General features: G+C 43.3%; 13 protein-coding genes. 1 reads left to right on the top strand and 12 read right to left on the bottom strand.

What is annotated here, in order from left to right; all coding sequences use genetic code 11:
- Nucleotides 1-205: 205 nt before the first annotated feature.
- Together B5771_RS07505 and B5771_RS07500 are read right to left on the bottom strand one after the other, a co-directional pair.
- Nucleotides 206-523 (bottom strand): hypothetical protein, encoded by a 318-nt coding sequence (locus B5771_RS07505; RefSeq protein WP_088186972.1) that lies wholly within the window; start codon nucleotides 521-523, stop codon nucleotides 206-208.
- 220 nt (nucleotides 524-743) lie between these two features.
- Complete coding sequence (locus tag B5771_RS07500; protein WP_088186971.1) at nucleotides 744-1,172, bottom strand: universal stress protein; 429 nt, start codon at nucleotides 1,170-1,172, stop codon at nucleotides 744-746.
- A gap of 332 nt (nucleotides 1,173-1,504) precedes the next feature.
- Here B5771_RS07500 and B5771_RS07495 point away from each other — a divergent pair, with 332 nt between their 5' ends.
- Nucleotides 1,505-2,713 carry an MFS transporter gene (locus B5771_RS07495; protein WP_088186970.1) on the top strand — a complete coding sequence of 403 codons (1,209 nt, stop codon included), beginning with the start codon at nucleotides 1,505-1,507 and terminating at the stop codon, nucleotides 2,711-2,713.
- On the opposite strand, the gene B5771_RS07490 is transcribed toward B5771_RS07495, so the two are convergent.
- From B5771_RS07490 to B5771_RS07445, 10 genes are all read right to left on the bottom strand, one after another.
- Entirely contained in the window at nucleotides 2,705-3,022 is a 318-nt protein-coding gene (locus B5771_RS07490; RefSeq protein ID WP_088186969.1) for a nitrous oxide-stimulated promoter family protein, read from the bottom strand. The two genes, B5771_RS07495 and B5771_RS07490, sit on opposite strands and share 9 nt — an antisense overlap.
- 33 nt (nucleotides 3,023-3,055) lie before the next feature.
- A complete protein-coding gene (locus B5771_RS07485) occupies nucleotides 3,056-3,559 on the bottom strand; it encodes a DinB family protein (protein ID WP_088186968.1) in 504 nt (167 codons plus the stop codon).
- A gap of 334 nt (nucleotides 3,560-3,893) precedes the next feature.
- Nucleotides 3,894-5,123: a malic enzyme-like NAD(P)-binding protein gene (locus B5771_RS07480; protein WP_088186967.1), complete on the bottom strand. Its 1,230-nt coding sequence runs from the start codon at nucleotides 5,121-5,123 to the stop codon at nucleotides 3,894-3,896.
- Nucleotides 5,124-5,370: 247 nt separating this feature from the next.
- A complete protein-coding gene (locus B5771_RS07475; RefSeq protein ID WP_088186966.1) occupies nucleotides 5,371-6,264 on the bottom strand; it encodes a CoA ester lyase in 894 nt (297 codons plus the stop codon).
- Nucleotides 6,265-6,754: 490 nt separating this feature from the next.
- Nucleotides 6,755-8,131: an FAD-linked oxidase C-terminal domain-containing protein gene (locus tag B5771_RS07470; RefSeq protein WP_088186965.1), complete on the bottom strand. Its 1,377-nt coding sequence runs from the start codon at nucleotides 8,129-8,131 to the stop codon at nucleotides 6,755-6,757.
- A gap of 18 nt (nucleotides 8,132-8,149) precedes the next feature.
- A complete protein-coding gene (locus B5771_RS07465; RefSeq protein WP_088186964.1) occupies nucleotides 8,150-9,454 on the bottom strand; it encodes an FAD-binding oxidoreductase in 1,305 nt (434 codons plus the stop codon).
- A gap of 86 nt (nucleotides 9,455-9,540) precedes the next feature.
- Complete coding sequence (locus B5771_RS07460) at nucleotides 9,541-10,791, bottom strand: (Fe-S)-binding protein (RefSeq protein ID WP_088186963.1); 1,251 nt, start codon at nucleotides 10,789-10,791, stop codon at nucleotides 9,541-9,543.
- Nucleotides 10,792-11,012: 221 nt separating this feature from the next.
- On the bottom strand, nucleotides 11,013-11,789 hold the full coding sequence (locus tag B5771_RS07455; RefSeq protein WP_088186962.1) for an IclR family transcriptional regulator: 777 nt from the start codon (nucleotides 11,787-11,789) through the stop codon (nucleotides 11,013-11,015).
- Between the two features lie 263 nt (nucleotides 11,790-12,052).
- The gene (locus B5771_RS07450; protein ID WP_088186961.1) at nucleotides 12,053-15,667 is read right to left on the bottom strand and encodes an AAA family ATPase; all 3,615 of its coding nucleotides are present in this window, start codon (nucleotides 15,665-15,667) and stop codon (nucleotides 12,053-12,055) included.
- A complete protein-coding gene (locus tag B5771_RS07445; RefSeq protein WP_088186960.1) occupies nucleotides 15,664-17,007 on the bottom strand; it encodes an exonuclease SbcCD subunit D in 1,344 nt (447 codons plus the stop codon). Before B5771_RS07445 ends, B5771_RS07450 begins: the two co-directional genes overlap by 4 nt.
- Between the last annotated feature and the right edge of the window lie 163 nt (nucleotides 17,008-17,170).

Raw genomic sequence — 17,170 nt, 5'->3', positions numbered from 1 at the left:
ATCTTCGCCTAAGCCAGCCCCAGCAATCATTGACCTTCTCTGACCTTCTGCTTATATGATACCCATTTTCCTCAAAATTTGCAAAGGATTTTTCTCGAAAACTCTAAAATTCATAAAAAATTAAAATCTTATTAGTTTAATGGTCTGCCGAAAATAATTAAGACTGTCAATAGACAGTCCTTAAATAAACTTCATTGTTTAACAATTATTTCGAAAACAAGACAAAATAAAACCAAGATGATACCGTTAGCAAACCAATACTGCCAAGCAGCCAAACAACAGGCTGCCCTTCCAAGGGCTTATTTCCATCTGCGTTTTTATCCTCTATGTTCGTAAAAACTTTTGATTCGAGGATTTGAGCTGTTTCTTCGGGAACAGGTCTTGGCTCCCTAGCTAGTTCTTCTGACCTTCGCATTCCGATCCGAGACGTCGACGTGCGGCACGCAATATCCGCCCAAAATATGGAGCCATGCAACATCTGTTGGAGTTCTTCTTGACTCAGCCAAATATTATGCTCTTTCATGAACGTAAAGCGATAACCCTTTTCTTACAAAGGCCCCGCTTGGCACCTCCAAATCGTAAGTTAATTGCCCCAAGATCTGTGTATTACTTCTCTATCTCTGCTATTCGCCCTTAGACTAAAAATCCCTGCAATGAATGCAGGGATTTTGTCTTTCTTGCTCGCTATAAATCACGGAATTGCAGCATTGTTTGTGTCAAAGGTTTATAATACTTCCTAATTTCTATTTAATGATCAGGACCGGACACCCGGCTCTCTGAAGCACCCGTTGACTTACGCTTCCTAATACTGACCCGGTGATAGCTCCATAGCCATGACTTCCCATAATTATCAAATCGATTTCCTCATTTTTGATCTCATCGAGAATCACCGTCACGGGGTGACCTGATTTCAGCGTCTTCGTAATTACAACCTTTGAAGTATCGATACCCGTCAGAGTTGCCTCGAGAGCCAGGTCTCCGCTTTTGTCCAGTTGATCCTGAGTAACCGTAATACCATATGAAATCGTATACCCCCAAAACGCCTGGGGGGTAAAACTAACATGTAGAAGTTCTATCTCAGCCTGAACAGTTTGGGCTAAGTCTATGGCGGCCTTCAGAGCACGCCGCGAAAATTCAGAGGCATCCGTAGGGACGAGAATTTTTTTAAACAATCCTATCACTCCCTTACATAAAATGGACATCTTTCCTTTATTATATCCTATTCTCAATATTTCCAACACGACAACTATAATTTTCGATCATTAATTAATCATTTTACAACAACATTTCTACGCTCCTTATTTAACAAAATCCTGCATAATTAGTGGTTTAAATTCTCCACATATGCAGGATTTTATTTATAAAAGCAGACGGATATTCATTATCAACAGCCTCTCTAAAATTGCGGCTTACTGAGGATGGCCTGCCCGAAACCTCCGAGTAAAGGGTTTTTTTATTCGTTTGTCGAAGTAATTATATAAGCTCTTTGAAGGTGGTTTTTCATTTGAAGTTTAAACGTCCAGATATTCCCCAAGCCGTTGTGATCTTGATTATCGGAGGCTTCATCCAATCCATCGGGAATTCTCTGATGTGGCCGTTAAATAGTCTTTTTATGCATAATATTTTAGGTCGTACTCTAACGGAGGCAGGCAGCCTCTTAGCTCTCCAGTCAGCAGCCTCTCTGCTGGGACAATTCTTAAGCGGCTTTTTAGCGGATCGCTTTGGTTCTAAAAAAATTATGATTATCGGACTTATAGGTGCTGTTTTATCGATTGGGGCCATCGGAGTTTTCCCTGTCTGGAAAGTTTATATGCCCGGGTTTGTCCTTTTTGGCTTAGCCCAAGCATTTATTTTAGTCCCTTTAAACGCGCTCATTCATGCCGTCTGGCCTGAAGGCGGGCGACGCGGCTTTAATATGCTCTATGTTTCTAACAACGCCGGCGTAGCAATCGGTACTGCAATTGGAGGGATAATTGCTCAAGTATCATTCCGGCTTACTTTTTCCTTAAATGCCTCAGCCTTTTTCATTTACTTTCTTTTAGTGTCCTTTGGAATTTCAGAGCATAAGACATCGATTTCCTCAACGCCTGCGAAACGTCACTCAGGAAGTTTGTATAAAGACCGTGGCTTTAAAGTGCTCCTTACATTAGGAGGAGGTATTTTCTTTGTCTGGGGTGCTTACATCCAACTTGTATCTATTTTGCCGGTGGTCATGAATCAATTAGGTTTTTCCCTCTTTTCTTACAGCATTCTTTGGACGCTGAATGGCGTTTTTATCGTTACCTTACAACCCCTCATTAATTGGGTGATTAGAACTTATGCTCAGACCTTTCAGCGACAGTTTTATCTTTCGGCCATACTTTTATCGATTGGTTTTATTATTATCTGGGCGAGACTGCCCTATGTATCCTATATTATCGCAATGCTCATCTTAACACTGGGTGAAATGTTAATCTTACCGGCAGTTCCGGCAGCCTCTGCTCAACTCGCCCCGCAGGGAAAAACCGGTGTATATCAGGGCATTGTTGGAGGGGCTTCTGCCGGCGGGCGCATGATAGGCCCTTTCCTTGGAGGTGTCTTTTTCGACTACGGGGGAGGATCCTGCGTTTGGCTCCTTGCTCTCACATTCATGATGATCTCTATAGTCATGTTTTTCTTCTACGGTAAGTATATTCGTCCATTACTCATGGAACGCAGCAACAGCTCATTTTGACGGCTTTTTAATTCCGGTAATTAAATGCCTAAAGGCCATGAGAGGATGGGAAAACACCATTTTAGGTCCTGCATAACGCATAATCTTAACCATTCTTTCTCGCATCTCAGGTTTATAACAATGTACAGGGCATTTCCCGCAGGATGTTTTTTGATCTCCAAACCTGCAGTGGTCCAGACGAGTCATAGCATATCTCTCAAGCTCCTGACATTCCGGACAGAGACCCTCTTGAGCATGATGATGATCTTTACAATATAGTCTAAGCATTGTTCTTACTGTTTTCTTTTCCTGATCCAGCATTTTTGACATCATCCTCAACTCCTTGTTTAACCCATCCATTCCTTATATTAAGGGAGGCTCCATGCCGAATTTACTCCAATCCTCCCGCGCAGGGCCGTAAATACCCGGTACCTTTAAACCTGCTTGTCTCATCAAAACGGTCATTTGTCCGCGGTGATGAATCTGATGATTGACCAGGACGTTTAAAATCATGGCAATTGTCCAACTCTCCCCATACATGTTACGAACTTCTAAAAGTGTTTGGTCATTCCACTGATTTATAATTCCCATTTTCATGCTCTTACTTGCATTTTCATAATAGATGTTAATATCTTTAACTGAGCCTGGAACCGGAGCATCTTCCGAAAATCCTGCAAACGTCAGCCCCGTTTTGGACATCATCTCAGGGATTGTTATAGCTATATGCCATGCCAATCGTCCCAAGGTACGGTCCTCCTTCGTGACTCTTTGATCTAGTGAGTCATCCGTTAAAGACTTGAAAATCTGCAGGGTTAGTTCCGATTCTCTTTCCCACGTTGCCAGAAATGAAGCAATTGTCGAAAACATACAATTTCCTCCCTTATTTATCCAGTTTTTAAGCCCCACTTCTATAAGTGGGGGTGGGTCTCCTTCGTAAACTTCAGGTGGGGTAGAGTCCCCATCTGAAGCCCCGATGTTCAGCTTTAGCTGAACGAGTTCACTACTTAATTTTCCCCATCTTATCAGTTAGCTATAGGTCGGTCAATAAATGAACTTAGAGAAGTGGGAGGCTTGCTTACAATTGGATAAACTTTAAAAGCGGGATCTGCAATCTAAGCAGATCCCGCTTGTTCTTCATAATTTAATGAAACATTAGAGGGTAACCTAACATTATTGAAATCACTATAGTTCAAAGTCTGAATTATTTACTTTCGTAATATTTACGCAGGTTGGCTGCGACTTGCTCTGGATCAACGTTGTGGGTTGCAACTCCCGTATCCATGGCTGCTTTGGCAACAGCAGCAGCAACGGCAGGTCCAACACGTAAATCAAAGGACTTAGGTATTACGTAATCGGCATTGAGTTCTTCGGCACTGACGATGCTGGCAATAGCATAAGCCGCTGCAACTTTCATTTCTTCATTGATCACTTTAGCACCGGCATCAATAGCACCACGGAAAATCCCCGGGAAAGCTAATACGTTATTGACTTGGTTCGGATAGTCAGAACGGCCTGTTCCTACAACTGCAGCACCTGCTTCTTTAGCATCAGCCGGCCAAATTTCCGGAACAGGATTTGCTTGAGCAAACACGATCGGATTCGGTGCCATGGATTTTACCATTTCTTTGGTGACAAGATTTGCACCAGATACGCCGATAAAGACATCAGCGCCTTTTAAGGCATCCGCTAAATCACCTTTAAGTAATTCACGGTTTGTTTTAGCAGCAATCTCTTCTTTGTACTTATTCATGCCTTCTTTACGGCCTTCGTATATCGTACCCTTTGTATCGAGCATAATGACATTTTGAAGTCCCATGCTCATTAAGAGTTTAACAATGGCCATACCAGCTGCGCCTGCGCCATTGGCCACGATCTTAACGTCCTTCAGTTCTTTCTTGACTACTTTCAGGGCATTGACCAATCCAGCCATAGTCACGACAGCTGTTCCGTGTTGATCATCATGGAAAATCGGTCCATCATAAATTTCTTTAAGTTTTTCTTCGATGTAAAAGCACTCAGGAGCCTTAATATCTTCCAGGTTAATAGCACCAAATGTTGGCTCGAGAAGCTTAACGGCTTCAACCACTTTGTCACTGTCTTGAGTATCTAAGCAAATGGGGAAAGCATCTACATTGCCGAAGGTCTTGAAGAGAATTCCCTTTCCTTCCATTACCGGCATGGCTGCGCGGGCGCCAATGTTTCCCAGACCTAAAACTGCAGAGCCAGTTGAGACAACAGCTGTTAAATTTTCACGATTTGTATAAACATTAACTACTGCAGGATCTTTAGCAATCTCCAAACAGGGTTCAGCAACTCCTGGGGAATAAGCGAGACTTAAATCTTCTCCATTGCGAACAGGTACTTTACTTACAACAGCAATTTTGCCTTTATTGTCTTTATGGAGCGCGAGAGCATCTTCACGAAGGCCCATATCTACACCAATCCTTTCAACATAAGATTATTTTTGATAACAAAACTTAACTGGCGAAGGAGGAACAGGTTAGCTGCATTTATGCTAAAGGAAAATATCAACCGTAGGCTATACTTTCTGATAGTATAAAGAAAAACCGGCTTCTCCGAGCCTTAGCGAAAGCGAAGTCGTTGTTGCATGCAATCTTAATAAATAACTTGTAAGAAAAAGCCTGGCCACTCAAATAAGTGACCAGGCTTCACTTACCTTAGGCTTTTTTGGATGCGTTTTTGGCATCGATCTCGGCTTGTGCTGCTAAGATATCTTTAGCATTGAGATAAACCGGGGTATCAACCATTTTGTTATTGTAAGAAACGGAAGCTTTGCCTTTGGCAATTCCTTCTTCTTCGAAGACTTTTACCACACCGCGAGCCCACTCTACGTCAGCCGGATCTGGTGCATACATACGGTTGGAAGGTTCGATTTGTCCTGGGTGGATAATCATACGGCCTTCATAACCCATTTGACGGCCTTCGGCAACGTTTTTCTCAAAGGCTTCGATATTTTTGAAATCTACGAAAGGAGCATCGATAGCGACGATTCCTGCTGCGCGGCAGGCAACGGCCATGTGAGCCCGAGCATATTGTTGCTCTACGGATTCATTGGTTAATTTTACGCGCATATCGCGGCAATAGTCTACAGCACCGAAGATAGCATTAACATTACGTTTACTGGCTAAGCAGCATTCTGCAGCATGTATAATCCCTTTAGCCGTTTCCAGAAGCATGGAGATTTTTACGCTTCCTACTTCTAATCCGCGACGACGCTCAAGTTCTTCAAGTTTCCAATCGAGACGTTGAACGTCTGCAGCACATCCGGTTTTAGCTAAGGTTACGCCTGCAAGTCCTTCATGAACGATAGCTTCGAGGTCATCGTTGGTTAATTCGGTTTCCCAGTTGTTAATGCGAACAAATACTTGTGCCCCGTTGGAGCCAGCATATTTGAGGTTTTCAGCAACTAATTTCCGGGCAGCTTCTTTTTCAGCTGGTGGTACGGAATCTTCGAGGTCAAGAGTAATGATGTCGGCAACAAACTCCGGAGCCTTTGCCACCATTTTTGGGTTGTTACCAGGAATATACAGAATTGATCTCATGATAGCCATAACGTATTATACCCCCTAATAAATATAATTTATTATTGATTCCCAGATGGTATCCAGGAAAGAGTAACACAGAAAATTAACCACGGTTATTTCCGCAATGTGCGACAGAATTTCAAACCGACCATTGCAATGTATAACAAGCAATGTCTTTGTAATTGTTAGTCGTCAGTCATTCGCGTTTCATTATTCAAAACTTGGTTTCATTATTATTTCTACTTCATTATCTTACGTATCTCCAGATTAGTCAACCTTTTAATTAGCTCTCCTACCAGGACTTACAATAAAATTAATTTATGGAATGAAACACGGTTTTATTCCTTTGTTTTAGGCAAACACCTGTCACAATCAGAATGGTCGTAGTAAATATGAAAGCAGGCGTTAGAATTTTTTTGACCAACATCCTGCTTTCACCAAAGTTCTATCCTATTCTATAAATGCGAATTACTTTTTAAGATTACCCTATTCAGTTTTGAATACCTTCCTTAGGCCATTACACTTCAAAGACCTTTCCTGGGTTAAAGCGAATGCTGGGGTCAAAGCTTCTTTTGATCTTTCTAAAAACATCCATAGCAACAGGTGTAAACTCCGAATCGAGATACTTTTTCTTAACAAGCCCAATTCCATGCTCTCCACTTACTGTACCATCAAGATCAAGAGCCATCATACAAAGTGCCTTTTCTGCAGCATGGACTGTTTCAACTTCCTCTTTATTCCGTTGGTCGAAAAGAACGAGAGGATGTAAATTCCCATCTCCGGCATGAGCCACAACTCCGATGGTGACACCATACTCTTTGGAAACTTTAAGAACTCCCTCAATGGCTTTGGGGAAATTGCTCCTCGGAACTGTAATATCATTAACACCATAGGATGGTCTGACACGAGCAACAGACCCGAAAGCACAGCGGCGGGAAGTCCAGATTTGATCAACCTCAGCTGCCGTTTGGGCAATTTTAAAGTCTTTGGCAATTCTATTGCAAATTTCACTAATTGTCTTGACTTGAGCGTCCATATCTTCAGGATATCCGTCAACCTCAATAATAAGAACCGCTCCGGCGTCACGGGGGAGCCCAGCATGACTAAAATCCTCAGTGGTATTAATAAGCAAATTATCCATCAATTCCAGGGTTGTAGGTATAATACCGGCAGCAACTATATCAGCAACCGTTTGCGAAGCGTCTTCAACTTTGTCGTAAATAGCCAGCATGGTTTTCTTAGCTCTGGGCAAGGGTATGATACGAACGAAGACTTTAGTGACCAATCCTAAAGTTCCTTCCGCGCCTACGATAATTCGGGTTAAATCATAACCCGGCTCACTTTGGAAATTACGCCCCCCCGTTTGAATGACTTTACCATTCGGGAGAACGACTTCCAGGCCCAAAATATAATCTCGTGTAACCCCGTACTTAAAACATTTCGGTCCGCCGGAACATTCGCCAACGTTTCCGCCTATTGTCGAAGCTTTATAGGACGACGGATCGGGAGGGAAATAACAATTTTGCTTTTCGAGTTCAACCTGAAGGTCAAAGTTGATCACTCCAGGCTCAACAACTGCCACAAAATTTTCAGTATCTATTTCATGAATTTTTGTCATTTTAGTAAAACTGATGACCACAGAATCTTGAGTTGGAATTGTACCGCCGCTCTCATTCGTCCCGGCACCTCGCGGCACAAGTTTAATATTATGCTCGTTCATCAATTTGACGATTTCAACAACTTCTTCCGTTGTATGCGGAGAAACGACTCCTAAGGCCTCACCAGATAATAACGTGCCGTCATAGCCATAGGTCAACAAGCCGACTTTGTCTGTAACTACATTTTTTTCTCCGACTATTTCCTTCAAGCGATTCACAACTGTTTGGCTTAACATATTCAGACCTCCTTCTTCTTAAGCCTCTAGACTTACCCCAGGACTAAGAATCCCTTTGGGGTCAAATTGTTGACGCAGTTCTTGGAGCAAGCCTATGGTTTGCTGCCACATTTCCGCATCATTGTAAGCTTCAGATTTGAGCTTGTGACCCAAGAGGCCCTTCACATTTCCGCCCAGGGACATTGCCAGTTTATTTACTTTAGCAGCTAAAGCAAGTTTATCAGTTCCCTCGGGCAGAGCCAAACAAACATATCCAAGAAGTCCTTCGACAACTACACCGGGGTAAGCTCCCAAATCTCCTGTAAGCGCTTCGAGCTGAGTTAAGGCTTGAGGCATTTTCGCCGGGCCAACCAGAAACTCCACAGTTCGCTCCGGTTTTCCATTGAGATCGGCACGGACCTTAAGCCAACCATTGACCACTTGATCATATTCAGCCTCATCCTCAATGATTTTGACATCAGTGCCTCCGCCCAAGGTGAGAACTGCAGCAATTTCATTAGCAATATTTTTACCCGACTCTTTAAAGCCCTGTAAATCAATAATTACCAGTTGCCCTTCCGTTCCAGGTATCGCATTTTGGGCAAGGGAGGCATTGAGGAGGTTCATGCGGGTCGGCTGTATATTCCGCTTAATCAACGTATTGAACGTCGCATTAGCTTTATGAATTGATGTAAATGTGCCAATTACTGCTCGTTTAGCTTCCTGTGCAGGCAAGAGCTTCACCAAAAGTTTGGTGAAAATTCCAAACGTTCCTTGGCTCCCTACAGCGAAGTGAATGAAGTCTAAACCTGAAACGTTCTTAATGCATTTATTTCCGATTTCCAGGATCTCCCCTGTCGGGAGCACCATTTCAAATCCCAAAAGAAACGTTCTGGTAGGACCATATTCGAAAGATTTTGAATCAGAATCCCCAACCGCAAAGCAGCCGCCAATAGAACTGGTTTCGACTTCATAGGGCTCAGGAGGAAAGTTTAAGCCGGCTTCCCCAACCTTAAGCAGAAATTCCTTATGAAGAAGTCCAGGTTCGACGTGCGCTACAAGGTTTAGATGATCCATTTCTAAAATGCGGTTCATCCGGGACATAACCATCGCAATTCCGCCGTTAAGACCCTTGGTCCCGACGCCTGCCCCGCCTACTGCTATTTTTACATTCTGTTCATTTGCCAGTTTAACGATGCTCGAAACTTCTGAAGTATTTCCTGGTAAGACAACGACTGCAGGCTTACCTTGACCTTTTAGGTATTTTGCCATTTCGGAAGGCGAATCAATGACATTATTATCACCGACAATCGCCTTCAGCTTACTGATATTGACGTTACTCATGACTACCCGCCCTTCCACTAATTTACTAGAACTTGCGGTCAGCATGTTCCGCAAATATACAAAGTCAATGTGATTCTTTTGGTTAATTAGTCTTTGTAAGCGTTGGCCATTAAATCGGCAACATGCATAACTTTTTGTTTTTGACCGGCTTTATTTATGCCGCCTTGAAGTCGCAACATGCAAGCAGGGCAACTTGTAGCCACCAAATCTGCATTCGTATCCTTGATGTTTTGTACCTTCTGATCCGTGATATTTGTCGATACCTCATGATAGAAAGCTTGGATTAAACCAGCAGCTCCGCAGCAGCGGCCTGCTTCAAACATTTCCTTAAATTCAACCCGTGGAATCATTTGCAGCAATTGCCGAGGCTGTTTTGTCACCTTAAGACCCCGGATCATGTGGCAAGGATCATGATAGGTAACTCTGACGGGGCTTGAATTATGAAGCTGATTTTGATCGACACCAATTTTTGCCATATATTCTGAAAACTCAACCACTTTTTCACAAAATAATTCAACTTTCGGAAGATATGATGGTTCATCAGCAAAGAGCTTTAAATAGTCGTGCTTGAGCATTGAAGCGCAGGAAGCACAAGCTGAAAGAACAACTTCGGCATCCTTATATTTATCTAAAAACGTATCAATAGTTTTGCGGGCATTCTTTTTCGCTGTTTCAAAGTCGCCATAGGCGTACTGTGGCAGGCCGCAGCACACTTGATCTTTAGGGATAATAACATCACAGTCATTTTTCGTTAACACTTTTACAACAGAATGAGCAGTTTGATCTAAAGAGTAATTTAGGAAACAGCCCACATAAAATCCGACTTTGTGTTTCGGATGCTGCACCGTAATCCTCTCTGGAACCTGCTCCAAAAATGGTTTTTTTGCTGTTGGGAAGTTGCGAATATCAATACCGCGAAAATAGTCCATTCCATCGATTTTATTAAGAACACTTTTGCCCATTCCTCCGAAAAGACTGAATCCCATTCCCAACCTTTTCGGGCTTGCTAATGTTTTTAAAGCAAAAGACTTAGCAAATGGTTTAATTCCTTTTCTTAATTTCAAGTCACGCCGCGCTGCCATAACAAGCTCATTACCTCGCACACCGTTTGCACAGGCTACTGCACATTCACCGCACAACAGACAGCTCATGATAGCATCTTCATACTCTTGATCAGGTTCCAATTTCCCATCGGCTACAGCTTTGATGAGCTGGATTCTTCCGCGTGCAACCATTGTTTCCTGGCCAGTCAGCTTATAGGTCTTACAGGCTGTATGACAGCCACCGCACTTATTACACGTGTTTAACATTTCGTATACTTCTGTCAAAACCCCCACTAATAGTTCCCCCTTCTCTGCCCGATTATCAGACCATATGACGGATAGACTGATACTTGCAATACCCTTGCTCTTAAGAATTATCTAGGACTTAACCACGTGTTTTTACAAATGAAACCATGTTTCATAATTTTATGACTCTATTATCTACCTGAGGTATAAAATCGTCAAGAGTAAATTTCTGAAAAGTTTGCTTAAATGTGATCAAATCAGAAAAGTCGTTATAGTTTTTGGAAATAGTTAAATCCCAATTTTGCAGAAACTTCTTCGCCAGCTTTTTTCATTTCCTGCCCAATTCGCTCGATACCCTTTTCCTGAATTCTGCTGGCAGGACCTGAAACGCTGATTGCTCCAATGGCTCGTCCCGAATAATCAAAAACAGGTGTTCCCAAACAAATGATTCCAATCTCATTTTCTTCCTTCTCGACGGAAATTTTACTTTCCTTAATCGATTGCAGCTCTTTAAATAAAACTTCCGGATCAACAATTGTATTCGGCGTATAACGAGTCATACCTTTGGCCTCTAAGATGTGCCGAACCTCCTCCTCGGGAAGTGTAGAAAGAATAGCCTTACCTACAGCCGTACAATGCATAGGTGCTCTTCGCCCTACCTTGGAATGCATACTTACTACATGAGAACTTTCAGCTTTGTCAATATATACGATCTCACCCTCGTCAGGCAGTACTAAATGAACAACCTCATTCAATAATTTTGCTAAATCATTGAGAACAGGTCCTGCAACTTTACGAATCTCAAGATCGTTAAAGAAGCGAATTCCCAGTTCTACAATTTTAATTCCTAATTGATAATGTTCGTTCCCTTTTGTTCGCTCGACATAGCCTCGGTAACATAATGTCTGTAAAATACGATGAACTGTACTCTTATGCAGCTGAATGCGATTGCCTATTTCTGTTACCCCTAAAGGCTCTTCCGCGTGAGCGAGCACCTCCAGAACATCCAGCGAACGTTCGAGAGTTTGCACATATTTTTCTGCCACTATAGGTCCTCCTTCTGAACACCTTTTCCTATCACCCATTAGGGGATGCGATTTCTGTACGGGGTACGACTCCCACTTGCAACTGCGGGAGTCGTGTAATTGGATTCTTATGATTAGATAAAGATTTATAATTATGACTACATCTTGAAACAACTTCGAATTACTGAGAAACCCTGTTTCAAAATATCTCCTTACTTTGAATAGTATGACTTCTTTAAATTATAGTCAAGCATTAAATACTGGATAATGAAAAATCGATTCTCTTACTCTATCTCTAATTTGACTTTACTCCCGACTCCGCCGGCCTCAGCAGGCGAAACAAGCAAACGCCTCGCCAGTCGATTCCTCAATTCCGGTACATGGCTGATAATCCCAATAGCTATGTTTTGAAAACGCAGTTTTTCCAGAGTATTCATTACCGTTTCCAGCAAATGGGGATCAAGGGTTCCAAAGCCTTCGTCCAAAAAGAAGAATTCCAGGGGAGATTCTCCGCGCAGTTGAATCTGAGTAGATAAGGCTAAGGCCAGGGCTAGAGCTGTAAGAAAAGTTTCCCCGCCGGAAAGGCTGCTTACCGGGCGGCGCACTCCCCCATTGGCATCGTCCCTCATTACAAACCCTCCCTCAGTATCAACTTCCAGAGCGTAGCGCTGATTGGTCAGTTGTTTCAAGCGTTCCGAAGCATCACGCGAGACATTTGCCAGTTGCTCCTGAGCGAGGAACTCGATAAAGCCATTTCCTTTGAATACATTCTGCAGGTTTTTAAGCAAATTAAGACGATGAGTCAAAGCTTGGCGTTCACCTTCCAAGCGCAGCCATTCTTCATGTTCTTCTTTGAGCTTATTTAGTCTTTGCAGACTGGCACCGCGCTTTTCAACGGCTTCCGTATGCACTTTTTCTGCCTCTTTTAACACTGTCGGCCAAGCTAACCATTCCTCAGATTGAAGACTTCGCCCCCGAAGACGCTTTTCAAGATCTTCTCGTTTTTGTTCGAGAAGCAACCCCTCCTGCTGAAACTCTGAAACTCTCTGTTCCATGTTCCCTCTGTCTGAGAGTTCACAAAGAGCACTTTGGACTGCTTCAACCGATGAAAATTGCGACGCTATAAGAGCCTGCTTTAATTTGAGTTGGATTGACTCCGCAGCCTCATGGGCTAGCTCCAAGGACTTTCCGTTTACTGCAAAAGCTTGTTCTGATTGCAGCCAAACTTCTTTCCCTTGTTCATAGTCCTTCTTAAGTCGTTCTTCAGCAGTAACAACTTGAGCTAACTCCTCCTTTACCTTCTCTAACCGCTCTTGTGCTGGTTTCCCTCCTGTTATAGCATCACACTGAAGTTTTAGCTCTTCCAAGGTTCGAGCAGCTTCACTTCCTAAGGTCCTGAGATTCTGCAGATCAAGCTCACAAGCTGTCTTTTCACCGAGAAGTTTTTCCTGATCTGCATTTATTTTTCCCAGTTCTGTTTCGACTTGTGTTAACTCTTGGCTTAAATTCCTGGTAACTTGATCCCAACGAGAATATTGGTCCTGTAATAACCGGATCTCGGATGTGAGGATATGTCCTCGCAAATTCTCTAAATCCTTTTGCCGCTTAGACTGTTCTTGTAAAATCTGATTGAGCCTATTTTGAATCTCCGAACCCATACCTGTAACCGCAGCACTTTTAGCCTGAAGCTTATGCCATGCTTCTTCAATCCCGTCCAGATTATGCTGAGCACTCTCTAACTGATGCATAAGCTGCTCTTGTTCTTGATTCCAATCCTTCAAACACTGACGCTGAACCTCTAAATTCTCTTCTTGTTTCTGTAACAATCGATTTAATTCTTCTACAGTCAAGTTTTTATCAGCTAATGGGAGCCCCTCACGATAATTTTTCAGCTCGGTTAGTTTATCTGCTAAAAGCTGAGATTGATTTTTTTCGAGGTCTTGTTTGGCAGCCAACTGAGCTCGTGCTACTGCAAGTCTTGTCGCCTTCTCGGCCTCAAGTTTCTCAAGATCTTGCAACTGTTTACCGGTTTCCTCAAGATCCTTATTGGCCTCCTCTATGATCCCATCCTGAACTTTAAGAGCTGGGGAAGGATGATGCAGGGAACCGCAAACGGGGCAAGGCTCTCCTTCCAGTAAGGACTCAGCAAGTATTTTAGACCGATACTTCTGCTCGAGTTCTTTAACATAGGCCTTTTTAGCCTCCACAGATTCTTTTAGGCGGTTAATTTCTGCGCATAACAGTTTTTGTTCCTGTTCATACCCATTTAAATCAGCACCGGCTCTTTGACACTCCAAAGAGATCGCTTTTAAACGTCCTTCGGCTTCTTGTTTCTCCGCTTCAGCCCGTCCGACATTGATAATGCCATGGCGGCTGCGTTCCAGGTCCTGAGCTTGCCTGCTCAGCATCTCTTCTCGTATGGGAGGGTGTTCGGCCCTCATCGCCAGAGTTTCTTTTAGTCTTGTAACGACTTCCCGAGCCGTTTTAACTTCCCGAGCCAAATTAACTTCCTGGGTTTTTACAGACTTAATTTCCGTTGTACTTTCTTCAAAGTCTCTTTCTAAATCACTCACTTGTTTAGAGACAATTTCATAAGCCTCTAAGGCTTGAACTGAAGCATTGACTTTTGCCCGCTGGGCAGGGTCGACCGTGATTTGACTCAGCTTGCTCCTTCCCTCTTGTAACCGCTTTTCAAAGGCCCTTTTCTTTTCCAAAGTCTCTTGAAACGCTTGTTCCAATCCTTTACGCTTTCGATCAAGATCGCTATACTGCTGCCTTGTCTGAGATAACTTCAGACTGCGATTTTGAATCTCTGTTTCCAGACGTTTCGCCTGTTCTAGTTGTTCTAATTGGCGAAGAAAGAATGGTTCTTTCTCCAATCGCTGATGATTGACCTCCAGCCAAAGCTGCTCCGCCTGTTCTTTTTTCGCTCTTGCTTGTGCAAGTTTTTTTCTTGCTGTTTCTTCATCTTCCTGGGCTTCCCGCAGCCTTTTTTCTGCCAGGCGTAGATCCTCTAAAATAGGCCGTAATTTCTCCGCCCGTTCCGCCAAAGCGAGCTTTTCTGAAAGCTTGTCCATCTCAGATTTAACAGCTGAACGCCGGAATTCCCTTTCTTGAACTTGATGTAATTGTTCTTGCAACCCCCACAGTTCTTTGGCCTGTTCAAACTCTTGCTTGATACGCTCTAAATACCCAAGGGATTGCTCCGAGGCAATTCTCGCGGTTTCAAACTCCTTTTCGGCCATAGCAACCTGTTCAGCTGAGGCATCTCCCAGGCCTTGAAGCCGCTGCTCGACACCATTAAGATGGAAGCGGGCACTATCAGCTTGTTCCGAAAGACGGGCCGTAAGATTTCGTCCATACGCTTCAAGGGAAAACAATCGTTCCAACATTAAACGTCGGTCCTTCGGTTTTATCGTTAAAAATTCAGCAAATTTCCCTTGAGGCAAAACGACTGCCCGGGTAAAATCTTCAACCGTCAGGCCTAACACTTCTTCAACTTTTTTAGTCATCTCATCGGCTTTAGAGGCCAGAACCAATTCCGTATGCCCTTGGATTTCTACAAACCGACATGTTGAGGCTTTAACAGTACGGTCTCCTGAACGTCGATAAGCGCGCTCTGCCCGGTATGTGATCCTTTGATTTCCTGCTGCTAAAGAAAAGGTATATTCCACCGTGAGTTTATCTTCCCCTTGATTAAGTATCCCTTGGGTATTATTAGCGGCCCTTTCCACAGTACCATATAGGGCTAGAGTCATAGCATCAAGAATTGTAGATTTTCCGCTCCCTGTAGACCCAAAAATCCCGAATACGCCTGTCTCACAAAGTTTGGTAAAATTGATCTCCTGAACCTCACGAAAGCTATTTAAACCGGCAATCCTTAAACAGATCGGTTTCATGCAGTCTCTGCCCCCTCCCCGTCGGTCATCGCTTTCACTGTACTGCCTCGTAACGAAATCTCATAGTCCACCCGTTCCTCAATGTTCTGATCTTTGGAACGGCTTCCTTGATCCTCGTTCTTATCAGCATCAATCAATGTTAAGAACATAGAGACTAACTCTTGATCCGGCTCAGCTCCACCTGTTCTATCTTGATAGAACCTGCGAAAAAGTTCATCAAGAGGCAACTTGGACCGGGCCTCTAAGGTTATCTGCTCCATTTCCGGAAAGACCGGCCGAATATTAATAAGACGTTCTCTCTGACGGCGTAAGCTGTGAATATCCTGAGGATTGAGAACATTCGTTACATGAACTTCTAAATCAATCCATGCTTGCTCATCTTTCCCTTCATCAATCCACTTCTGTACTTGAGCTAAACCTTCTTTAGCTTTCCATTTTACCAGAGGGTAACCAGAACTAAGGAAAATCTCCCGAGTTGCCACAGGCTGCCCCGGAAACCCTTCAATTAAAATAACAGATTTGGCATACCCGGTTTCAGAAAAGCTGTAAGCCAAAGGTGACCCAGAATATCGCGTCGGAACCGGTGCCCCTTTGACAACTTGAGCCCGGTGTAAATGACCTAAGGCCACATATTGAGCACATCCAGGCATTGCCTCTGCTTCTACGGTCGGTGCGCTGCCAAGTTGAATAGGACGCTCAGATTCTGATTGCATCCCTCCGCGGACAAAAAGATGACTCATAGCCAAGTTCACAGTATCCGATCGAAAAGGTTTACTGAACAAAGCTAATAATTCTTGGACACGTTTTGAATAATCTTGCCTAAGGGTTTCCTCGTCAAGGCTGGAATTTAAAACCTCATTGAGCCGTGATTCCGAAGGATAGGGAAGGAGGGCTAAGATTACAGAGTCCGAGCACCCAGGGAGATGTAACTCAACCCATCCTTGACCCGCTGCCTTTCGTACTACTTTTCTATCATTAGAATACCCAGAAAAACTCGGCTGTAAAACATCTTTAGGAAAACCATATAAAGTAATCCCCTGCCGAGCCGCCAAAGGACTCGACGCGCAAAGCCGTTCCGGATTGTCGTGATTACCGGCAATTGCGACGACCCCTCGCCTTCCACCTGACGTTAAACGATTTAAGGCATCATAAAACAGTTCTTCGGCAATTGCCGGAGGGTTCACTGTATCAAAAATATCTCCTGCAATTAGGACAAGATCAACTCTCTCGTCTTCAACAATTTGGCAAAGTTCATCAATAAACTTTATTTGTTCCTCGATTCTGCTGCGTCCTTCAAGCATTCGTCCAAGATGCCAATCTGAGGTATGCAAAATTCTCATGGATGGAATCCACCCCTTTAATATTTAACTTTTTAGGTTCAATTCTTATTATAAATCATGTCCCAGACAAAAGGCTGCCTAAAAGATTTATAAATATTTTTCCAATACTCTGCCGGCAATTTACTGCAATAATTTAGTTTGATTTTCCGACACAAGTTTGTGA

This window comes from Desulfosporosinus sp. FKA (genome assembly GCF_002196785.1).
GTDB lineage: Bacteria > Bacillota > Desulfitobacteriia > Desulfitobacteriales > Desulfitobacteriaceae > Desulfosporosinus > Desulfosporosinus acididurans.
The sequence above is the reverse complement of the archived record's forward strand: the minus strand, read 5'-3'. Positions and strand labels throughout refer to the sequence as shown.

What these genes read in the sequence shown, in the direction of transcription:
- B5771_RS07505 (WP_088186972.1), bottom strand. Translation starts at nt 523, where the DNA reads ATGAAAGAGCATAATATTTGGCTGAGTCAAGAAGAACTCCAACAGATG.
- B5771_RS07490 (WP_088186969.1), bottom strand. Translation starts at nt 3,022, where the DNA reads ATGTCAAAAATGCTGGATCAGGAAAAGAAAACAGTAAGAACAATGCTT.
- B5771_RS07485 (WP_088186968.1), bottom strand. Translation starts at nt 3,559, where the DNA reads ATGTTTTCGACAATTGCTTCATTTCTGGCAACGTGGGAAAGAGAATCG.
- B5771_RS07480 (WP_088186967.1), bottom strand. Translation starts at nt 5,123, where the DNA reads ATGGGCCTTCGTGAAGATGCTCTCGCGCTCCATAAAGACAATAAAGGC.
- B5771_RS07475 (WP_088186966.1), bottom strand. Translation starts at nt 6,264, where the DNA reads ATGGCTATCATGAGATCAATTCTGTATATTCCTGGTAACAACCCAAAA.
- B5771_RS07470 (WP_088186965.1), bottom strand. Translation starts at nt 8,131, where the DNA reads ATGTTAAGCCAAACAGTTGTGAATCGCTTGAAGGAAATAGTCGGAGAA.
- B5771_RS07465 (WP_088186964.1), bottom strand. Translation starts at nt 9,454, where the DNA reads ATGAGTAACGTCAATATCAGTAAGCTGAAGGCGATTGTCGGTGATAAT.
- B5771_RS07450 (WP_088186961.1), bottom strand. Translation starts at nt 15,667, where the DNA reads ATGAAACCGATCTGTTTAAGGATTGCCGGTTTAAATAGCTTTCGTGAG.
- B5771_RS07445 (WP_088186960.1), bottom strand. Translation starts at nt 17,007, where the DNA reads ATGAGAATTTTGCATACCTCAGATTGGCATCTTGGACGAATGCTTGAA.